The 20,637-nt window shown below is 24.9% G+C and carries 20 protein-coding genes; 7 read left to right on the plus strand and 13 right to left on the minus strand.

What is annotated here, in order from left to right; translation table 11 throughout:
* Nucleotides 1–70 precede the first annotated feature (70 nt).
* The 9 genes from pcn to hpt all read right to left on the minus strand — a co-directional run bounded on the left by pcn (nt 71) and on the right by hpt (nt 7,405).
* Nucleotides 71–805: a proliferating cell nuclear antigen (pcna) gene (gene pcn / locus QZ146_RS02745; protein ID WP_295722113.1), complete on the minus strand. Its 735-nt coding sequence runs from the start codon at nt 803–805 to the stop codon at nt 71–73.
* 790 nt (nt 806–1,595) lie between these two features.
* Complete coding sequence (locus QZ146_RS02750; RefSeq protein WP_295722114.1) at nt 1,596–1,811, minus strand: hypothetical protein; 216 nt, start codon at nt 1,809–1,811, stop codon at nt 1,596–1,598.
* A 367-nt stretch (nt 1,812–2,178) separates the two neighbouring features.
* Entirely contained in the window at nt 2,179–3,234 is a 1,056-nt protein-coding gene (locus QZ146_RS02755) for a hypothetical protein (RefSeq protein ID WP_295722115.1), read from the minus strand.
* Nucleotides 3,235–3,257: 23 nt separating this feature from the next.
* Nucleotides 3,258–3,575, minus strand: coding sequence for a transcription factor S (locus QZ146_RS02760; protein ID WP_295722116.1), 318 nt, complete (start codon nt 3,573–3,575; stop codon nt 3,258–3,260).
* A gap of 394 nt (nt 3,576–3,969) precedes the next feature.
* Nucleotides 3,970–4,380 (minus strand): NUDIX hydrolase, encoded by a 411-nt coding sequence (locus tag QZ146_RS02765; RefSeq protein WP_295722117.1) that lies wholly within the window; start codon nt 4,378–4,380, stop codon nt 3,970–3,972.
* A 127-nt stretch (nt 4,381–4,507) separates the two neighbouring features.
* The gene (locus QZ146_RS02770; RefSeq protein WP_295722118.1) at nt 4,508–4,780 is read right to left on the minus strand and encodes a DNA-directed RNA polymerase subunit L; all 273 of its coding nucleotides are present in this window, start codon (nt 4,778–4,780) and stop codon (nt 4,508–4,510) included.
* Between the two features lie 166 nt (nt 4,781–4,946).
* On the minus strand, nt 4,947–5,516 hold the full coding sequence (locus QZ146_RS02775; protein WP_295722119.1) for an exosome complex RNA-binding protein Csl4: 570 nt from the start codon (nt 5,514–5,516) through the stop codon (nt 4,947–4,949).
* Nucleotides 5,517–5,766: 250 nt separating this feature from the next.
* Entirely contained in the window at nt 5,767–6,783 is a 1,017-nt protein-coding gene (gene dph2 / locus QZ146_RS02780) for a diphthamide biosynthesis enzyme Dph2 (RefSeq protein WP_295722120.1), read from the minus strand.
* Between the two features lie 52 nt (nt 6,784–6,835).
* Entirely contained in the window at nt 6,836–7,405 is a 570-nt protein-coding gene (gene hpt / locus QZ146_RS02785; RefSeq protein WP_295722121.1) for a hypoxanthine/guanine phosphoribosyltransferase, read from the minus strand.
* 355 nt (nt 7,406–7,760) lie between these two features.
* On the opposite strand from hpt, the gene QZ146_RS02790 reads away from it, so the two are divergent.
* Nucleotides 7,761–9,098 carry a signal recognition particle protein Srp54 gene (locus QZ146_RS02790; RefSeq protein ID WP_295722122.1) on the plus strand — a complete coding sequence of 446 codons (1,338 nt, stop codon included), beginning with the start codon at nt 7,761–7,763 and terminating at the stop codon, nt 9,096–9,098.
* A 127-nt stretch (nt 9,099–9,225) separates the two neighbouring features.
* A complete protein-coding gene (locus tag QZ146_RS02795) occupies nt 9,226–10,455 on the plus strand; it encodes a tRNA pseudouridine(54/55) synthase Pus10 (protein WP_295722123.1) in 1,230 nt (409 codons plus the stop codon).
* Between the two features lie 522 nt (nt 10,456–10,977).
* On the opposite strand, the gene QZ146_RS02800 is transcribed toward QZ146_RS02795, so the two are convergent.
* Entirely contained in the window at nt 10,978–11,415 is a 438-nt protein-coding gene (locus tag QZ146_RS02800; RefSeq protein ID WP_295722132.1) for a transposase, read from the minus strand.
* A gap of 884 nt (nt 11,416–12,299) precedes the next feature.
* Here QZ146_RS02800 and QZ146_RS02805 point away from each other — a divergent pair.
* The 5 genes from QZ146_RS02805 (at nt 12,300) to QZ146_RS02825 (ending at nt 15,732) form a co-directional block, all read left to right on the plus strand.
* Nucleotides 12,300–12,590, plus strand: a complete 291-nt coding sequence (locus QZ146_RS02805; protein ID WP_295722124.1) for a 50S ribosomal protein L21e — start codon at nt 12,300–12,302, stop codon at nt 12,588–12,590.
* A gap of 6 nt (nt 12,591–12,596) precedes the next feature.
* Nucleotides 12,597–12,962, plus strand: a complete 366-nt coding sequence (locus QZ146_RS02810; protein ID WP_295722125.1) for an RNA polymerase Rpb4 family protein — start codon at nt 12,597–12,599, stop codon at nt 12,960–12,962.
* 350 nt (nt 12,963–13,312) lie between these two features.
* The gene (locus tag QZ146_RS02815) at nt 13,313–13,993 is read left to right on the plus strand and encodes a DUF655 domain-containing protein (protein WP_295722127.1); all 681 of its coding nucleotides are present in this window, start codon (nt 13,313–13,315) and stop codon (nt 13,991–13,993) included.
* Nucleotides 13,994–14,194: 201 nt separating this feature from the next.
* Nucleotides 14,195–15,088, plus strand: coding sequence for a 16S rRNA (adenine(1518)-N(6)/adenine(1519)-N(6))-dimethyltransferase RsmA (rsmA, locus tag QZ146_RS02820; RefSeq protein WP_295722128.1), 894 nt, complete (start codon nt 14,195–14,197; stop codon nt 15,086–15,088).
* Nucleotides 15,089–15,144: 56 nt separating this feature from the next.
* Nucleotides 15,145–15,732: a HemK2/MTQ2 family protein methyltransferase gene (locus QZ146_RS02825; protein ID WP_295722133.1), complete on the plus strand. Its 588-nt coding sequence runs from the start codon at nt 15,145–15,147 to the stop codon at nt 15,730–15,732.
* A gap of 340 nt (nt 15,733–16,072) precedes the next feature.
* Here QZ146_RS02825 and dapF read toward each other — a convergent pair whose 3' ends face one another.
* From dapF to QZ146_RS02840, 3 genes are all read right to left on the minus strand, one after another.
* A complete protein-coding gene (dapF, locus tag QZ146_RS02830) occupies nt 16,073–16,933 on the minus strand; it encodes a diaminopimelate epimerase (RefSeq protein ID WP_295722129.1) in 861 nt (286 codons plus the stop codon).
* 11 nt (nt 16,934–16,944) lie between these two features.
* A complete protein-coding gene (lysA, locus tag QZ146_RS02835) occupies nt 16,945–18,228 on the minus strand; it encodes a diaminopimelate decarboxylase (RefSeq protein WP_295722130.1) in 1,284 nt (427 codons plus the stop codon).
* Nucleotides 18,229–18,656: 428 nt separating this feature from the next.
* Complete coding sequence (locus tag QZ146_RS02840; protein ID WP_295722131.1) at nt 18,657–20,447, minus strand: bifunctional 2-polyprenyl-6-hydroxyphenol methylase/3-demethylubiquinol 3-O-methyltransferase UbiG; 1,791 nt, start codon at nt 20,445–20,447, stop codon at nt 18,657–18,659.
* Between the last annotated feature and the right edge of the window lie 190 nt (nt 20,448–20,637).

Raw genomic sequence — 20,637 nt, forward strand, 5'->3', positions numbered from 1 at the left:
AAAAATTAATTAAAATGAATGAATAAAAATAATTTATTAAAAAATAAAAATTAAAATAAAAAGAATCTGATTATTCATCAGATTCAATACGTGGAGCAAGCATAAACCTAAGTTCCCCATCTTCAGAAACCATTTTAAGAGATAAACCTAAAGGCATGTCATCTCCTAAACTAATAGTTGCAATATCTGAAAATTTATCAGCTTTAAGCATTTCTCTAATTTTTTCTAATGAGAAAACAGATGATGCCTCAGTTTCTATTTTTTCTCCATGTATATATTCAATATTTGCATCTCCAAATTCACCTTCAGCAGCTGCTTTAAAGACATCTCCATTAACCATTAATGTTATTTTATCTGAGAAAATATCAATATCATTAATAGAATCTTTTAAAAGTGCAAATGGAATATCAAATTGAGTAGGATAAGTTAATGGAGGTGGAGAAGGAGAATCATATTCAATATCAATAAGACGTATTTTAAATTTCCTTTTAGCTTCACCTTCAAAGATAATAATAAGATTACCTTCATCTAAAGATAAAATTACCCTATCGTTAGATTTGGATCGTTTTAAAACTTTCATTAATTCATCAGTATCAATGTTAATTTGATGAGGTTCATCACAAACAAATTCATCAAATAAACTTGCTTTAAGTTCTAAATGTACAAAAGTTATATGACTTCTATCAAGAGCATTTAACCTGACACCTTCACTATCAGTTTGTAATTGTACTTCATCGACAATGGATGAAATTGCATCAAAACTTGTTTTTAAAATTCCAGGGTCACTTAATTCTGCTTTAAACATTCAATCTACCCCTATAAAGTATTTAAATTAATTTTAATAATATTAATTAAACTTTATAGTAATTTATAAAAAATTAAATATTATATATAATTTATAATTTTATCATTTATAAATTTTATATAATTTATAAGATTTCGAAAAAATTTTAAGATTTCACAAAGTCTTAAGATTTCACAAAAAAAAGATTTTCAAATAAAAATTAAAAAGGGTCTTTACCAATTATATTTTTTAAATAAATTATTTCTTTATTTTAAAATAATGAATTAGAGAGATTTTAAAAAAAAATTTTAAACCTTATAAACATCTAAACAATGAAAAAATTGTAGTAATTTAATTATTAAATTAGATAAAAATAAAAATATATTTTTAAAGAATATTAATCCTTTTGTTCAGGAAGGGATTTATCTTTTATTTTAGAATATATTGCACCAATACCTAAATATTGAGTTACAAACATTAAACAACTAAAAAGAGTTCACCAATAGTATTAATCCATAGATTAAATAATTCTATTGAACCTAAATATCCCCAAATTACAATTGCAATAGTAATAGATGTAATATCTATAGTATAATTTTTCCATCATAAAAGAGATATACTGTTATAAACCGAAGCTAGATTAAAGGATGTAAATAAACTTTTTGTGTCTGCTAGTTTAGCAGAGCTGTTTCTCCGAAAAATGTAGTAATATAAAATATAATAGCACTTAAAGAAAAAAATGATAAAGCATTTTCATGATTAGTATGAACTAAAATATGGAAATTATCAGGAAAATCCAGCAAAAAATCCTTTAAGTCAAATAAAGAAAATCATACATGTAAGCAATATAATTTAAAACATAAAATTGAATGGTAAAGTAGACCATATAAACAATAGTACCTTTAATTCCTAAAATTATAATTTCTTTAGGTATTAACTTTGGTAATCTATAGCCATGATTTATCCTATCACAAGTAATTGACAATCCATAACCAGTTATAAAAATTGCTACAATTATCTGTATCATCCATGATTCAATAAATTCAAACCCGCTGCCTTTAAGATTTGAAGAAAAATCTGAAAAATAATTTAGTAAAAATATTAATATAAGTACTAATAAAAAAATGGTGGGCTATAAGTACAATACTTCCAAACTTTTTTTAATTTATTAATCGGCATCTATTATCCTCTACTACTAATTAATATTATTAAATATAAAAACTTATTTTAAAAATGAGTTTAAAAAAAAATAATTTCTTATGAATTATATTAAAAATTAGAAATTATAAAAAATTATAAAATTTCCTAAAACTATTAAAGTTGATGAAAATAAATTTATAAAAATCACAGTTAATTTAAAAAATAGAAAAATGAAATATGAAAAATAAATAATATTATTTTAAATCATCATCTTTTTCTCTAGGAGCTTTAATAGTGATTTTATAATCATTATCTGAATAATCAGCAACTAATTTAGAATCAAAGGCACCTTTAAAATCTCCATCATCAAAATCAGATTTTATAGAATCAATATTATCATTTAATTCATCATCTAATTGGGAGAATGATTCATCTTCATCAATTTCTTCATCTTGAGCATCAATATTATTAATTGATTGAGCTAAATTATCAAATGGAGTTTTAAATGAAACAAGTTTTCTTAAGGAGAATAATAAACATATTAATCCAATAAATATTAATAGAATTGCAACACCCATATATTCGCCTGAAGCCACACTATCAATTACCCTAGCAGACCTTCCAAAAATATGATTAATCCCTATGGAAATTGTAACAATACCTACAATTACTCCAATAATAGGAATTACACGTGACTTTGATTTTTTATTTATTGAAATATCCTCTTCATCATCCTCTAACAATTCATCATCATTTTTACTTATATTTAAAGCTGATTTAAATATAGATTTAGATTTAAAAACATCTAAATCTTCATTTAAATCTTCTTCATCTATTTTGTCCATATCATCATCTTTATCATTATTTGAATCTGAAGTTTTTTGATCAAAAACATCATCAACATTATTTAAAATATTATCTTCAAATGATTGTGAAGAATATTCATTGACAGTAAAAGACATCTCTTCTTCTTTAATTTCTAACTTATCAAAACTAAGTTTTTCTGCATCTTCATCATCAATAACAGAGGTTGAATTAATAATATCATCACTTTCAATATTTTTTGCACTTGGTTCAAAATCATCTAGTTTCGAACTAATATTTTCAGGAGTTTCCACTTCCCCCTTATCAATTGAACTAGAATCCTCAACAATTTCATAAGTTGAAGAATCTTCATCCAAATTAGAAACCTCATCAACTTCATAAACAGAAGAATCCTCATCTAAATTAGAATCCTTCACAGTTTTCATAATACTTTTAAGGTTTTTAATAGATTCATCATATTTTGATTCATTGTCTTGATTTGGCATATAAAAATCCTCACATTATGTAATTAATCATATTCTCTCCAAGTATATTTACATTCAGTACATTTAAAAAATCTAGTTGGAGCTTCATCAGCACTACGAGTTTGTAAAAGCCACCAAAATGCTTTTGTATTGCCACATTCAGGACAAACTGCTTTAGTAGTAGGAAGAGTTTCAACATCCTCCCCTTTCATAATAATATTATCTTTAGCTTGTATTTTTTCAGAAACGGCATATTCACTTGATTGTTCAGCAGATAAATCTTTTTCAAACCCACATGAACCACATTTAATTTTATCACCATTAGGAAGTAACATACCTCCACATTTAGGACAAAATTCCATTTTTAACCTCCATCAATACAATAATTAATAATTTAGATAAGTGTATAAATTTAAAAATTTAAAAAAAAATTTTCAAATTAAATTATTAAAATAATTATCATAAAAGATAATTGAAATTTTAACATTAAACTAATGAATATATTTTTATTGAAAAATATAATATTAAAATTTACTAATTAAAGATATATAAGTTTAAAATTACAGTAAAAATTTAATTGAATTATAAGTTTATATTTAATTTATACATAATATAGTATAAAAACTTTTAAGAAAATTTATTATAAAAATAATAAAATTATTTAAAAATATAGCTTTTAGTAATAATTCAAATATAAAATTTTATAAATATCGTAAAAATAAAATTAATAAAACCATAGAAATCTTATAAAAAACATTATAAACTCATATAAATATCTTTTAAAATATCATTATGGTCAAAAGCTAAATCTGTATTAAATGCTTCATCAAATGTAAATATTTTTATTTCCTTTGCATCATCATCTGCTTTTCTATCTGCAAAATTACCTTTTGCTAAAAATACAATTGAAACTGTATGTCCTCGAGGATCACGGTTAGCTTTTGAATATACACCAAATAATTTAGATAATTCAACATCTATACTTGTTTCTTCTTTTGCTTCCCTAAGGGCTGCATCTTCAACACATTCACCATAATCAACAAATCCTCCTGGAAAAGCCCAATAATCTTTAAAAGGATCGTTTTTACGTTTAATAAGCAAAAATTCTTTTTTATCATTGCAAATAAAAATATCTACTGTTAGAGAAGGTTTTTTATATTCTTCCATATACTCACTACCCATTAAGGCATATATAATTAAAAAGTCAATGAAAAAATAAAATAAAATTAAAATAAAAATAGTAGAATTCTTATATTTATAAGAAACAATGAAATAATTTTAATAAACAAAAAAATCAAATTTCTTCAATTAATGATTTAAATTCTTCAGTTTCTTCTTTAAGAGTTTTAGCAGCTTTATGAAGTGAATTTTTTGCATTTTTTTTCTGTTTAGTTTTGATAGTCATAGTTGGCTCCCCAATTAAAGGATGATCTATTCCATAAACAGCATATTGAACATCATCATCTTCCATGAGAATTTTTCTTAAAGCATTACAAAGACCATGTTTTTCTCCATGAAGAACAATTTCCAATTCTAATTTTTTATCAGTTAATACTTCTATATCCATATTATCAATCCAAAAATAATTTTTTTTTTAATAAATCAATGAAAATTAATTAATCTAATTTAAATAAATAAAGAAATTTTAAAATAAAATATATAATCAAATATCTTAAATAACTAATTAACGAATTAATTATATCTTTAATTTTGAAAATAATTTAAATAAATAATTAGTAAAGATAATTTGTAGATATTTTACGTTTTTCTTTTTTACCACAAGTAGGGCAAATTAATTCATCTTTCCTGCCAGTAGGTTCAAGATAATCTCTACATCTAGTACACATTGCTTTAACTACACCACACTCATCATCTTCAGTGTTTAAATCAATATTTTCACCGGCAATTCTAGAAACTTTACCTCCAACTATATCTCCAATTCTAAAAGCATCAGTTAAACGGTCAAGATAATCATTTTTAACTTGAGATACATGAATTGCACCCAAATAAGGTAAAGCTAATTGTCTATCTTCATCTTTTTTAATTTGAACATCTATTAAAGCACGTTGACTACGGACATCTGTAATTTGACCATAAACCACATCACCACGTTCAAGTAAAACTGGTGTTCCTGTAAGTGGTGCAACAGAAACCTTTCTAGTTTTTGAATCTAAAGTTACATTTCCTAAAATAGAAGATTTAATTTGGCCATTATCATCAAAAGTACCTTCTCCCGGTTCATATTGTTCAATAATTCCTAATAAATCACCAGGCATTACTAAATCTCCTGATTCTAATTTCATTTATACACCTCATAAAAATAAGAAAAAATTTATGAAAAATATTTTAAAGAAAATATAATTAATTCAATAATTAATATTATATATTAGATATTTATTTATAGATTTTTTATAATATAAATATATTTAATTTTTATAAAGTATTATAATATTTTTTATAAATTTAAAAAATAAAATGAAAGCAGTAAAATTTTAAATAAAATTAATAATTAAAAATCTAAAAATAAATGGTTATAATCAGAACTTATAAAAATTATAGAGAATATTTATACCTTTCATGGAATAATATTTCATCAAGTTCATAATTTTCCCATTGACGTTTACCTAAAACAATTTCAAGTTCTTTAGGAGTAATAAGTGGTTTTTTATACATTTGTGAATCATCAATTGCAATTCTTGGACATGCGGTTACAATAAAACCTTCCAAATCACCATATGGAAGAAGAATATCTGGATTTACCAAGTCGACTAAAATAATATATGCTTCCATATTTTCTTTTTCTAAAGTCTTTTTAATTTTTCTTGCATGAGCCAATCTAAATTGACCTTCTTTACTAGAGACTAAAATTCCCCATCGTCTAACGGACTGTGATTTAACAATCCTTGCAAATCTAATTCTAAGTATTCTCTCAGCATAATCGGATACATCACGGACTTCACCATTATATGGATCTACTGCTATAACTGGTGCTTTAGTAAATAAATGTATACCTACAGGATGAAAATTTCCATTACCTATAAACAAATAGACATCACTATCAAGATTTTTAATAGATGAGAAATTACATCCTAGTACTTGCCCTTTTTTAGTACCTTTAGAGGAAGATGAAATTACAACTTCTTTTCCATTATCTTCTAAAAAATCACTAATCTCATTTAATAAATGTAAATGTTGAGTTGTAGTTGCAATAGCAATTTTATTATAGTCAGTTAAGAGTTCTAAAGTTTTTTTTAATGATTTTTTTATATCAATATTTGAATAGCTTTCAATAAACATTACAGGAACTTTATAGTTTAATGGTAGGGGAGTATGAGCATAATGAACTATCATATCAACTAAACCATACATCTTATCATCACATACATCACAAGCCCCGAAACATGGATCTCCAGAAATGATTACATTGGCCTCGGTTTCTTCTTCTATTATTTTTGCAATAGATGTTGCTTGGACTTTTAAACCTTCAGGAAACTGTAAACCTATAGTTTTATAGTTTTTATTCTTTATATGGTTTATTACCTTCTCTGTATCCATATTATATATTGACATAATATCTTAGTATTTTAAAATTTTTCTAGAAAAAATAAAATAATTTGATAATCTACTCACCAATAACAGAATCAATTACTACCTTACCCCCATCTACATGTAGTTTAATAATTGAATCTATTTTACAACCTGTTTCATTTTCTACAATAGTTTTACCTTCACCTTTTTCTAAAACTGCAACACAAGTGATAATATTTACACCAATTTCTTTTAAAGCATTGATTAAACTAATTAATGTTCCTCCAGTACTTACTACATCATCAATTAATAAAATCCTATCTCCCTCATTTAACCCATTGATATATAAAGTAGAATTACCATAACCAGTTTTTTTATCCACTGAAACTTCATCTGGAAGATTATATTGTCTTTTTCTAATAATTAGAGAAGGAATACCTGTTTCAATAGAAAGTGCAGTAGCTAATGGTATACCCATAGCTTCAACAGCCACAATTTTATCAACATCTAAATTAAAGTTTTCTTTAATTATTTTAGAAATTTCCACTAAAATATCAGGTTCCATCACAGGAATTCCATCAGTTATAGGAGTGATAAAATAATCATAATCCCCTATTTTAACAATTACAGAATCAAGCAATGATTTTTTCAAATGTTCAAGCATAATATCACAACATAATTTAAAATTCAAAAAATATAATATTTTATATTAATTTAAAAAAAATAAAAAATTAATTTATAACATATTATTAATATTGTATTTAATTAATATAATAATGATTATCAAATATAAATATTGACTATATTATAATTATTATATTTTACTTTAATTTAGAAATTTGAAAATATAAAATTATTATTAATTAGTTAAAAATAATAATTGATAAACTATTTGATAAACAAAATTAATAATAAAAAAATATAATAATTCTAAAATTGTTTATTTAATAGATTTATTTCATAAAAAAACTTATATTAAAATTATTTCTTATATAAAACTTGATAAACTGGCTGATAATATGTTAGGAAATTTAGGAGAAAGCCTAAGCAATAGTGTTAAAAAATTAGCAGGTATGACAGTTGTAGATAAGAAAACTGTTAAGGAAGTTGTTAAAGATATTCAAAGGGCATTAATCCAATCAGATGTAAATGTTCAATTAGTATTTAAATTATCTAAAAGAATAGAAGATAGAGCTCTTAATGAAAAACCTCCAAAAGGAATCACTGCTAGAGAACATGTTATTACAATTATTTATGAAGAAATGGTAAACCTTCTAGGAAAAGAAGCATCAAAACTAGAAATTAATGAAAAACCATTTAAAATATTATTCTTAGGTCTTCAAGGTAGTGGTAAAACTACTACAATTGGAAAATTATCTAAATATTTAATTAAAAAAGGATATAATCCTGCAATCGTATGTACAGACACATGGAGACCTGCAGCATATGAGCAATTAAAACAATTAACTGATGAATTAGATATTTCTTTATATGGAAATCCGGAAAATAAAGATGCTCTTGATTTAGCTAAAAAAGGTCTTGAAAAATTCAAAAATCAGAGAATTATTATTTTTGATACAGCTGGTCGTCATAAACAGGAATCTGATTTAATTGAAGAGATGCATCAGTTGGATAAAGTTATTAATCCTTCAGAATCCATACTTGTTGTAGATGGTACTATTGGTCAAATCGCAGGAGAACAGGCAAAAGCCTTCTCACAAGCAACTGATATTGGTTCTATTATTATTTCAAAACTTGATGGATCAGGTAAAGGTGGAGGAGCATTATCTGCTGTAGCAGAAACTGGTGCTCCAATTAAATTTATTGGAACTGGTGAAAAAATTGATGACTTTGAAGTTTTTGATCCAGAAAGATTCATATCAAGATTACTTGGAATGGGAGATATTCAATCACTTATTGAAAAAGCTGAAGAAAATATTGATGAAGATATTGCAAAAAATACAATGAATAATTTAATGAGTGGTAAATTTACCTTAATAGATATGCAAAATCAGTTTGAAATGATGAATAATATGGGTCCTATGCAACAGGTAATGAATATGATACCGGGTTTAGGTAATAAAGTTCCAAAAGAATTTACCCAAATGACCGAAAATAAGATTGAGAGCTTTAAAATTATGATGTCATCTATGACACAGGAAGAAATGGAAAATCCTAAAATTATTAAAAAATCTAGGGCTCAAAGAATAGCAAGAGGTGCTGGAGTAGATGAAAAAGAAATAAAGGAACTTTTAAAATATTACAACAACACTAAAAAAGCTATGAAAGGTATTGGTAAACGTGGTGGAATGGGTGGAAGAAATGTTAATCGTCTAATGGGTCAATTCATGAGATAAACTAATATTTTATTTATTAGTTTTCTTATTTAAATTTTAAAAGAATGTTTTAAGAATTTTTTATAAAAAGAATTTTTAATAATTTTTTTATGTTAATTATAATTAATATTTATTTTAAGTAGATACTATGGAAGATGAAACAGTAAAAAAAGTAATGAAATTAATTGATTTAAGTGAAAATAAAATATGTAACCATTGCCTAGGACGTAAATTCTCTAAACTTATTGATGGTAATGACAATGAAGATAGAGGAATAATTATAAGAGAAAATTTAGAACTAGACCAACCAAGAAGTGAAGATATATGTCCAATATGTGGAAATTTATTTGAAAAAATCAATGAATCATTATATGAACGTATAGACCAAAAAATTAACTATATAAGTCTGGAATTTGATAATTTTTTAGTAGGAAGTCGACTTGAAAAAGATCTTCTAAAAATTGATGAAAAAATAAGTGAATGTATTAATGTTGACTGTGAAAATATTAAAAAAGAAATTAATAGAATCGTTGGTTTAACACTTGAGAAAAGATACAAAAAAGAAGTTGAATTTGATAATAACAATATTTTAATAGAAATAAACTTTAAAAAAGAAGAGCCCACAGTCTATATTAAGATTAATCCTATTTTTATTGAAGGAAAATATAATAAATTCATACGTGGAATTCCTCAAACTAAATGGCCATGTAGAGAATGTCATGGAAAAGGATGTGAATACTGTAATTATACAGGAAAATTATATCCAGAATCTGTTGAGGAAATATTATCCGATATTGTTTTAAAATATAGTAAAGGTCGTTCCTGTAAATTCCATGGAGCTGGCAGAGAAGACATAGATGTATTAATGCTCGGAGACGGTAGACCATTTGTACTTGAGGTTGTAGAACCAAAAATTAGAAATTTAGATTTAAAAGATATAGAAAAAGAAGCAAATGAATATGCAAATGGTAAAACTAAATACAATAATCTAAAATACTGTAAACGTAATAGAAAAGTAGAAATTAAAGTTTCATCACCTGATACATATAAAGTATATGAAGCACTTGTAAAATCTAAAGGTAATATTAAAAAAGAAGACCTTGAGATTTTAAAAACATTAAATTTAATTGAACAGCAAACTCCCCTTAGAGTTAAACGTAGACGTGCTGATATGATTAGAAAAAAAAGAGTCATTGATTTAGAAACAGAAATTATTGATTCAAACACATTTAAAATGAAAATTAAAACTGAAGGTGGATTATATATTAAAGAACTTATATCCTCAGATGAAGGTAGAAGTAATCCTAGTGTAAGCGGTCTTTTAAATACTGAATGTATTTGTGAAAAACTTGATGTTCTTGAAGTAAGTAAAAAATAAGTTAATAATAAAATTTAAAATTTAAATTATCAACACAACTAAAAAAAAATGTGAATAGTTAGAGTGTTTCGTCAACATCTAAAAATTTCACAATCCTATTTCTAAATAGGGTGCTAGATTTGGCTATATTTTTGGAGTGTTGTTTGTTCTTCTTTTTGTTTGTTTGTTAGTTTTTGTTGTCCTGTTTTTAATAATGTTTTTGTTCTTTTTATTTCTTTTTTATTTTTGTTCTTTTTATTTTTTTTTGTTGACTGGTGTTTTTTGGCTGATATTGCCTTCTGCTAGTCTTTGTAATTGTGTTTTTATTTTATATCCTTGTTGTATGATGAGTGTTGTTAATAATAGGCATAAATATATTTTTTTTGCTCATGGATTCTATTGTATAACTGTGGAATTCTCCTAATCCAAAAGCGTCTTTTGCTACTTTGAAGAAATCTTCTATTATTCCACGTATAGGTTTTAATTCTTTCCAGTTTTTTAATTTATTGAATAATATTGATGTTATATTATTTATATCTTTTTTTAATTGTTTGATTTTTTATTTTTTGAAAATACTTCCAATGGGTAGGATATTTTTCCTTGTAATTTTTCTGCTTTAAATGAATTTCTTGAAAATATGACATGGACAATTTTATACTTGTTGATTCCAATTTGATAGTTTTTATAGCTGTAATATCCTCTATAAAATAAAATTATGTCTTTTCTTTTTATGATTCGTCTTTTCTTTAGGTTTTGTAAAACTTCATCAAAAATTTTGGAATCGTTAGGTGCACCAGAATGTATTAAAATAGAAACAGGAGTCATATTTTTCTCATTTAAAACAACTGTTACTTTAAATCCTACAAAATGGCCCTTAGTGGTGGAAAATGACCATTTTAAATTTAATTTTTCCAGATGTTCTTTTGGTATGAAATGCTTATCATTATTGAAATCACAAGCAGAGGGTGTAGCATCAGCAATAAAACGATTATATTTTCCATACTTTCTTTATTAAAACTTAAAAATGTTGTATTTACTATTTTACAGTATTGATCTGCTGAATATCTACTCAAATATTCATAAATTTGTTCAGAGCTTGATATTTCATTAGAAAACCCAGCGAATTTTCTTAATTTTCTGCTATGATTTAACTCGTTAATGACCTGAGAAACTGTATAATTAAAATACATGCTTATAAAAAGAATTTTAATTGAATTTATTATCATTTGACGGTTTTTTATACCATTTCGACTACAATTATTTCTAAATTTTTTAGAATCGATAATTTTAAATATTTTGCCTAACTAAATAAATTTTGGGTCTTTTGAATCATAATTTAAACTTGGTAACATTTTTTCACTAAATAAGTATTTGTTACTCATAGTATTTAAATTTATTGATTTAATTGACCCTTTTTTTATATTAAACAAAATTTTTATAACACTACAAAAATTCGACTATGTAACTATTGTAAAATACAATAATACATAATATACGTTGTTAAAAAATAAGTAAAAATCTAGGACCCTATTTAATAGTAAAATAAAAAAAGAAAAGGAATTTTATTGAAAATATTAATTTTTTAAAATTCAACTATAAAAAAACTAAAAGTATATTAATAACTTTTTAAAAATAATTAATTATTATTAATGAATGGAGAAAAGTTTCAAATTATAAATTATTTTTCACAATTGAATTTTTAGAATTTTTATCCATTTAATATAATTTATAAAAAAACTATGTTTTTATTATTGAAATTGATTTTACAGGTTAAAACTTTTAATTTATATTAAAATAAAGATATATAATTAAAATAAACTAAAATCATTTAATTATTATAAAAATAATTATTAGAGGTTATGAAAATGCAAAGATCAAGAGGATTTAAAAGTAGATCAAGGAAAAAATTAACCAAAAAACCACGTACTGGTCGTTCTAATCCTATTACTAACAAACTCCAAACGTTTGAAGAAGGAGATTTAGTACATATTATCATCGACCCAAGTGTTCACAGAGGCCAACCTCATTCCAGATTCCATGGAAAAACTGCAGAGATTATTGGTAAAAGAGGTCAAGCATATTTACTTGGATTGAAAGATGGTAACAAATTCAAAGAATTAATTGTAAGGCCAGATCACTTAAAATTACAAGAGTAGATTAGAATGATAAGTAAAAAAACAGTTAGCAAGGAACCAATCCCTGCATCTAAAGTTAAAAATATTCTTGAAGAATTTGCCGAAGAAAATGAACTTAGCTATGAACAAAACCTTACTTTAAGTCATGTAAGTACCTTCAGCAAACTCACAGAAGAAGATGCTTCAAAATTGATTGAAGAACTTACAGGGGCAGTTGATGGTAAAATTACTGAAAAAATAGCAGTTCACATAGCTGATTTATTACCTCAAGATTTAGATGATATGAGATTATTATTTGCTAAAGAAAGAGTTTCCCTTAAAAACGAAGAAATGGAAGAAATTCTTGATATTATAGACAAATATGATGCTATTATAGTTGATGATGAAGAATAAATTCTTTAATCATCATAATTATAATCTAAATATTAAAATTAAAGACTGCTGTTTTTTAATATAAATTATTAAGCAATTGCTTAGTTAAAATTAACTTTTACAATAAATCAAACTTACTACTTTTTAAATTAAATTCTAATTTTAAAAAAGACTATTTTTTAAATAAATATTTAAGCGAATTAAAACAAACTATGTGAATACAAATAATTTTATAATTAATTAATTAAAAATTAATAATTAAAATTTATAAAAAAATTATTATATACTATCTAATAAATACCTAATCAATAACCATTATAATAATAATTTAAAATTGTGCTTAAACTAGATAAAAAAAAGGAGAAAATATTATGGCAAATAAAAAACAAAATAATAAAAAAAGGATTTTTGTAAAGGAAGAAAATGCAATAATTTTAGATTATCTTAGTTTAGGTTATGTTAACGAAAAATTAACAAATTTTAAAAGAAAACCTGTTGCACAAGCAATCGGTTGTGATAAATTCACTTTACTTGAACTTATTCCTAAACCAAATGCAAATATTGAAATCCACGAAAAGGTTTACATTGGGTCTGGAAAAAGAGATAAAATTAAAACCGTTAAAAAACTTCAATACGAAAATTTAACTGCGACAAGTAGGATTGAAATTGAATATGCTATTAAAGAAATTATTGAAAATGACGAAGAGAAATATGTTGAATTCTTTAATAATGCAGAACCACTTAGTATGAGATTACATAAACTTGAACTTATACCAGGTATTGGTAAAAAAACAATGTGGGCTCTTATTGAAGCTAGAAAAGAAAAACCATTTGAAAGTTATGAAGATATTAAAACTAGAGTTCCTGCATTACCTGATCCGGTTACTATGATAGCAAATCGAGTTCTCCAAGAACTTAATACTGGAACTGTTAAAAAAGGTAAAAAGAAATACTGCCTATTTACCCAAATACCTTATGACAGAATGAAAGAATATCCTAAGGATGATAAAAGAAATGGTAAAAAACATCACAGAAACAATAATAGAAGATAATATCGAATTGAATTTTATTTAATTTCTTCAATACTAATTTTAATCAAATTAGTTAAATACTTTCTATTTTATAAATTTAAATTTATATTTTAGTAATTCATTAATAAACATTATTTTTCTATTTTAAATAATGAATAAAAGAATTTAAATTTATTAAATTATTACTTTTTTTAAATTATTATTTTTTAAAGATGTGATCGATTGAAAGATAATACAAATACTTCACTTGCAAAAGAAACAAAAAATCTTTTAAAAAAGTATGATCTTAAACTTAAATCTAGTCTAGGTCAGAATTTCTTAATTGATAATAATAAAAGAATTCAGATTATTAAATTTGCTGAATTATCAAAAAAAGATACCGTTCTTGAAATAGGTCCAGGAATTGGTACTTTAAGTTTAGAACTTGCAAAACACGTATCAAAACTTATCTGTATAGAACAAGACAAAAGGGTTGCAAGTATTCTTGAATCAAGAGTTGAAGAAAATCATATCGACAATATTGAAATAATAAATGATGATGCTCTAAAAGTTGAATTTGATAAATTCAACAAGGTTGTATCCAACCTACCTTATCAAATTTCATCCCCCATTACATTTAAATTACTTGAATATCCTTTTGATAGGGCAGTACTAATGTATCAAAAAGAATTTGCACAACGAATGTTATCTGCTGTAGGAGATAAAAACTACTCCAGATTATATGTAATGCTTGCTTTTAAAGTCAATACTGAATTTTTAATGGATGTTCCAAAAGAATGTTTTATGCCAAAACCTAAAGTTGACTCTGCAGTTGTAAAATTAATTCCAAACCATAAATTTAATATGGAAAATAAAGAAGAAAAACAATTATTTGAAGATTATGAAAAAATAGCTAAAGCATTATTCCAACATAAAAATAAAAAATCAGAAAATGCCCTAATTAATTCCCGCCATGAAATAGGTTATAATGATAAAAAAGAATTAAAAATAAAATTGGAAGATATTAAAAATGATAAGTTAAATAAGCTTCTAAATAAAAGACCAATAAACTTATCTCCAGAAGAAATTTTAGATTTAACTCGCTTGCTACAAGAATTATTTAAAAATAAATTTTAGATTTGATTAAGTTTCTAGTAATTATATAATTTAAATAAATATGTGAGAAAATGAAAATTAAAGATTTTGAAATAGAAACCAATGATTTAGTATACATTCCAGCAGAGGATACATTTCTTTTAGCAGAGAATCTTGAAATTAAAGAATCAGATACTGTTTTAGAAATTGGAACTGGAACTGGTACTGTAGGACTTTTTGCATCTAAACTTACAAATAGCCAAATTACAGTTACAGACATTAATTTTGATGCTCTTGAACTTGCAAGAGTTAATTTTTCAAAAAATAATATTGAAAATGTTGAATTTGTTTTTGGTAATTTATTTGATGAACTTGAAAATAGAAAATTTGATGTGATTTTATTTAATACCCCATATCTACCAACTGAAGAAGATGACATTATTGATGATAATTTAAATTATGCATTTGATGGTGGAGCAGATGGAAGAAAAATTATAGACCCATTCTTATATGAAGTGAAAAATCATTTAAACAAGGGAGGTTTATTGCAACTAATTCAATCATCATTATCTGATATAAATAAAACATTTGAAATTTTATCAAAAGAAGGTTTTATGTGTGAAGTAGCTGCAAGTGAACATTTTTTCTTTGAAGATATTGTATTAATTAATGCATATTTACTATAAAGAGCAATATTAAAAACTCAATCAACTAATTTTAAAAAAAAATAGTTCATAAATAATGTAATATAATATAATATAATATATATAATTAAATAAAATAAAGAAAACGGACATTATGTTATATAATAAAATAAATAATAAAATAATAGAATTTAATGAAAAATAATAGATTATAATGAAAATAAAATAATACTAAAAACAATGAATAAAAATAATGAATAAAAATAATGAATAAAAATAAGAACTAAAACAAGGAATAAAATAAATAAATAAATAAACAATAAAAAAATAGCTGTTTTTAAAATTAATAAACTATGTTAATACAAAAGAAAAAACAGAGAAATTATTCTATTTCTCCATCAAATACTAATCTTGCAGGACCTTCCATAAATGCACCTAACTCTTCACCTTCCTTATATACAGTAAATTTAAGATTACCTCCAGGTAAATGTAAAAGTACATTTGAATTAAAAAGTCCTAATTTGTATCCTGCAATAGCTGTTGAAGTTGCACCAGTTCCACAAGCTAAAGTTACACCAGCACCACGTTCCCATGTCCTCATTTTACCTTCATGCTCTGATATAACTTCAACAAAATGAACATTAATCTTTTCAGGGAAAAGTCTGTAACATTCAATAGCTGGACCAAATCTATCAATATCAACTTCATCAACATTATCAACAAATATAATTGCATGAGGATTTCCTACACTTAGCACAGTAAGTTTTAAAGTTTCACCATCAACATCTATTTCCCCATCAATACATTCGTCCAAGTCATAATTCATAGGGATTTCTTCTGTTTTAAATGTACTAGTTCCCATATTTACTCTGAAAAATTTAGGTTTATTATTTTCCAAAGTAATATCAATAGTTTTAATTCCGCTTTTAGTTTCTACGGTCATAGATTCTGTTTCAAGTATTTTATGATTATAGACAAAATCTCCAAAACATCTTATTCCATTTCCACACATTTCAGCTTCACTACCATCTGGGTTAAACATTCTATAACCAATATCTGCAACATTTGATGAGACAACAAATAATACTCCATCTGCTCCTACACCAAAATGTCTATCACATAAGAATCTACATGCTTCAGCTTTATCAGTTTCTGGAATTTGGGTAACTTTACTTTCATCAATAATTACAAAATCATTTCCAATACCATGCATTTTAGAAAATTTTAATCCTTTTAAATCCATAATATCACCAATTATTCTAAATGTTCAGGAATAATTTGACCCTGAAGTAAATCGTCAAATGTTTGAGCTTTACGAACTACAGTCGCCTCACCATTATTTACAAGTATTTCCGCAGGAAGAGGTCTTGAATTATAATTAGATGCCATTGTAAATCCATATGCCCCTGCATTTAATATTCCTAAAACATCTCCTTCTTCTACATCTGGAAGAGGTCTATCTCTTGCAAATAAATCTCCAGATTCACATATATTACCTGCAACATCAACTTCCTGACTTATAGGTGCTCTCATTTTACTTGCATCTACAATATGATGATATGAATCATACATGGAAGGCCTAAGTAATGTATTAAATCCTGCATCAACACCAATAAATTTTCTATAGCTTTGTTTTACACTATTAACTTTAACAAGTAATGTAACTGCATCTGCAACTAAGTATCTACCTGGTTCAAGATACATAGTAGGAGTACCCATATTATATTCTGAAAGTTTCTCTTTAAAGTAAGTAATATTTTCATTTGCAAAGTGATCAAGGTCTAAGGCTTTCTCTTCTGGTGTATATGGTACACCTACACCACCACCAAAATCAACAAATTCAAAGTCAATACCTACATCTTCATGGACTTTACCTGCAATATCCATTGTAGAACCAATTGCAAGTTTAAATGGTTCAGGATCTAAGATTCCAGAGCCAATATGAGAATGCATACCTATTGGATTAAATCCTAAATCTTTTGCCATAGAATAAACTTCTGAAGCCTCATTATCCATAATACCAAACTTACTCATTACTCCACCAGTAATTGTATGTTCATGGTGACCTGCACCAACCATAGGATTTACTCTAAATGAAATTTTAAGTCCTTTTGGGTCAACTACTTCTGAAAGTCTTTTAAGTGCTGATATTGAGTCAATATTTAAAATAACCCCCATATCATGAACCATTTTAAGTTCTTCATCTGTAATGTTATTACCAGTGAATAATATTCTTTCTGGAGAAAATCCTAATTTACGAGATATATAAACTTCACCAGGAGATACTGTATCTACACAGCATCCTTCACTTTCTAAAATTTTCATAACAGCAAGGTTTGTATTAGCTTTACATGCATAAAACACTTTAAAATCAGAGTAATATTTTGAAAATGAATTATAAAATTTATTATAATTTTCTCTTATTCTAGCCTCATCAATTGCATAAATAGGACTTCCAAATTCTTCAACTAAATCTAAAGCATCAGCTCCACCAATATCTAAATGGTCATTCTTATTTGTTTTAATATTTAAATCCATTGTATTCCTCCAAATGAATAATTAATTAAAGTATATATATTAAAAAACGATTCCTTGATATAAATGCTTAAAATTAATTCTAAATAATATATAGGCATACTATAATAATATTTAAAAAAAAGTTTTCAGATTATATTTTAATCTTATAATATATAAATTTATAGAAAAAATAATCAAACAAGTCTGAAGAAGATAAATTTCTAATTTAAAACAATGAAAAGTCATAATAGAAATTAAACTTTATAGATTTATTTAAAAACTTATAAACTCAATGAAATTATTAAATAAAAAAATTATCAAAAAATTGTTTACTATAATAAAATAATAAAACTTAATGAAATAAAAAATAAAAAAATTATAAAGAAAATAAATAAAGATAGAAAAATTAAGAAAAAATAATATTGAACTTATAAAAAACATTTAAAGAATTAAATTGATTTTTTTAAGCTTCTAAGTGGTTTAGTAATCTTCCAAGATTTAGAAGATTCCATTAATTTAACTTTTTTCTTTAGTTTTTTATTTTCTTTTTTCAACTTATTAATCTCTTTTTGTTTTTCTCTTAACTGTTTACCAGATTCATTAGCTTTTTTGACCATGCTTGATCCATTAATAATTTTCTGCTTAGGTTTTGGTACTGAACCAACATATTTACTAAAGTTATTCTCCCAAGACCTAAATGTATCAATCCAATCAGTGTCAAATTCCATAGCATTAAATAATTCTTCCATATTAAAGAAATTTTTAAATAGTTTATTGTGGACTATTTCATAATTAAGAGATCTCCAAAATATATATTCAATAGGAACAGGGAAGTTAAAATACCATTCATAATCAATAGCTACAATTTCGTCATTAACATTAAAGAGATTAAATAATATTAAATCAATATTAGATACATCTTCACCATAAAATGCTTCCTTAATCTCTTTATCACCAAATACTTGTTTAAATTCATCAGTGTAGAAATCTTCTCTTTTTGAAGCATTTGCAGTCATTGCAAAATAAATTTCTTTTAATTTAGTGATGACTTTATCTTTATCACTATGAGATTTAATCATGTCTGTAATTTGTTCAGAATAATTTGGACTTTGGATAAATTCATAACTTAAATTATTATCTTCCATAACACTATCTAAACATTTAATTTTTCCAAAATAATGATTGGAAAAACTATTCATCTTTTCAAGATGTTGTTTAGCCTCTTTGGTTAATGGAGATTTACTTACAACATATCCATTATCTTTTTTATAAATACTAGTACATGTTCTAAATTTTTTATCACGGGAAGCACTTTGTTTAGAATATACTAAATTATCAGATTCCCGTGGAATATCACTATTTCTAAGTTCTAAGAAAAATGAATTTGCAAAATATTTAGATATTCCTTCTTGTGCTAATGTATAATTGAAAATATGATCTTCAAATAATTTGACCTTAGAACGGTCATAATTAGGAGCTGTAAATGGAACCGGCATATCTTCAACTAATTCATCAGTGTGGATGACATGAGGGAATTTATAATCTGGATATGGGTAAAAGAATTTATAATGTTCAAATCCAGCTTCTTTAGCAACTTCTTCTAGTTCAAATCTAGAGAATGTTCTAACAGTCTTTACATCAGGATAGTCATTAATTCCAACAAACCATCTTCCAAGATGGTCTTCTTTAGAACCAGATAAATACTTTAATCCAATACGATTTTCAATTGCCACTAATATGACTCCATCTTCACTTAGCATACTTTTAATTTTCTTTATAAAGTCAACATAAGGATTATCAGATTTAGTAAACCTATACGCATATTCAAGAACTCCACAAAGAATAATGTAATCAAATTTTTTATTAAATTCCATATTATTAAGGTTTCCAGGAAATAATTCGAGATTTTCTAAATCTTTATGTCTGTTATAAATAATTTTAGACCTTCTTTCAGTTAATTCTACAGCAGTAACATCTGAAACTCTACTACAAAATAATCCTGTTAATGCCCCACAACCAGCACCAATTTCAAGAAGATTAGCATCTTTACGGAAAGGATACCAATTAAATAAATTTTCTCTTAAATGAGATAAATGGTAAAATACAGGCCATCTTAAATCCTCATTAATTATATCCTCATAATCATCATTATTCTTAACAATATCTAATATTTCATCTTCAACTGAACCATCACTATATTCAGTTTCATTATTATAAAATTTTTTATTAACTACTGCCATATTATAACCTTTGATACTAATTTACATAAAAAAAAATTAATTTAATTTATTTTAATTCTTATTTTACTAATTAATATATTTTATGAAAATAATCAATGCTGTCAAGCTAAGATTTTTTTCTGAGATTTTTTAATTTTATTTTTTTCACAAGATTTTTCATTTTATTATTTATATTTCGCTTTGTTTATTC

It is taken from the genome of uncultured Methanobrevibacter sp. (assembly GCF_905235195.1).
GTDB lineage: Archaea > Methanobacteriota > Methanobacteria > Methanobacteriales > Methanobacteriaceae > Methanarmilla.

Excerpts from the sequence above, each read along its gene's own strand:
- pcn (WP_295722113.1), bottom strand. The coding sequence starts at position 805 with ATGTTTAAAGCAGAATTAAGTGACCCTGGAATTTTAAAAACAAGTTTT.
- QZ146_RS02750 (WP_295722114.1), bottom strand. The coding sequence starts at position 1,811 with ATGATACAGATAATTGTAGCAATTTTTATAACTGGTTATGGATTGTCA.
- QZ146_RS02755 (WP_295722115.1), bottom strand. The coding sequence starts at position 3,234 with ATGCCAAATCAAGACAATGAATCAAAATATGATGAATCTATTAAAAAC.
- QZ146_RS02760 (WP_295722116.1), bottom strand. The coding sequence starts at position 3,575 with ATGGAATTTTGTCCTAAATGTGGAGGTATGTTACTTCCTAATGGTGAT.
- QZ146_RS02765 (WP_295722117.1), bottom strand. The coding sequence starts at position 4,380 with ATGGAAGAATATAAAAAACCTTCTCTAACAGTAGATATTTTTATTTGC.
- QZ146_RS02770 (WP_295722118.1), bottom strand. The coding sequence starts at position 4,780 with ATGGATATAGAAGTATTAACTGATAAAAAATTAGAATTGGAAATTGTT.
- QZ146_RS02775 (WP_295722119.1), bottom strand. The coding sequence starts at position 5,516 with ATGAAATTAGAATCAGGAGATTTAGTAATGCCTGGTGATTTATTAGGA.
- dph2 (WP_295722120.1), bottom strand. The coding sequence starts at position 6,783 with ATGTCAATATATAATATGGATACAGAGAAGGTAATAAACCATATAAAG.
- hpt (WP_295722121.1), bottom strand. The coding sequence starts at position 7,405 with ATGCTTGAACATTTGAAAAAATCATTGCTTGATTCTGTAATTGTTAAA.
- QZ146_RS02790 (WP_295722122.1), top strand. The coding sequence starts at position 7,761 with ATGTTAGGAAATTTAGGAGAAAGCCTAAGCAATAGTGTTAAAAAATTA.
- QZ146_RS02795 (WP_295722123.1), top strand. The coding sequence starts at position 9,226 with ATGGAAGATGAAACAGTAAAAAAAGTAATGAAATTAATTGATTTAAGT.
- QZ146_RS02805 (WP_295722124.1), top strand. The coding sequence starts at position 12,300 with ATGCAAAGATCAAGAGGATTTAAAAGTAGATCAAGGAAAAAATTAACC.
- QZ146_RS02810 (WP_295722125.1), top strand. The coding sequence starts at position 12,597 with ATGATAAGTAAAAAAACAGTTAGCAAGGAACCAATCCCTGCATCTAAA.
- QZ146_RS02815 (WP_295722127.1), top strand. The coding sequence starts at position 13,313 with ATGGCAAATAAAAAACAAAATAATAAAAAAAGGATTTTTGTAAAGGAA.
- dapF (WP_295722129.1), bottom strand. The coding sequence starts at position 16,933 with ATGGATTTAAAAGGATTAAAATTTTCTAAAATGCATGGTATTGGAAAT.
- lysA (WP_295722130.1), bottom strand. The coding sequence starts at position 18,228 with ATGGATTTAAATATTAAAACAAATAAGAATGACCATTTAGATATTGGT.
- QZ146_RS02840 (WP_295722131.1), bottom strand. The coding sequence starts at position 20,447 with ATGGCAGTAGTTAATAAAAAATTTTATAATAATGAAACTGAATATAGT.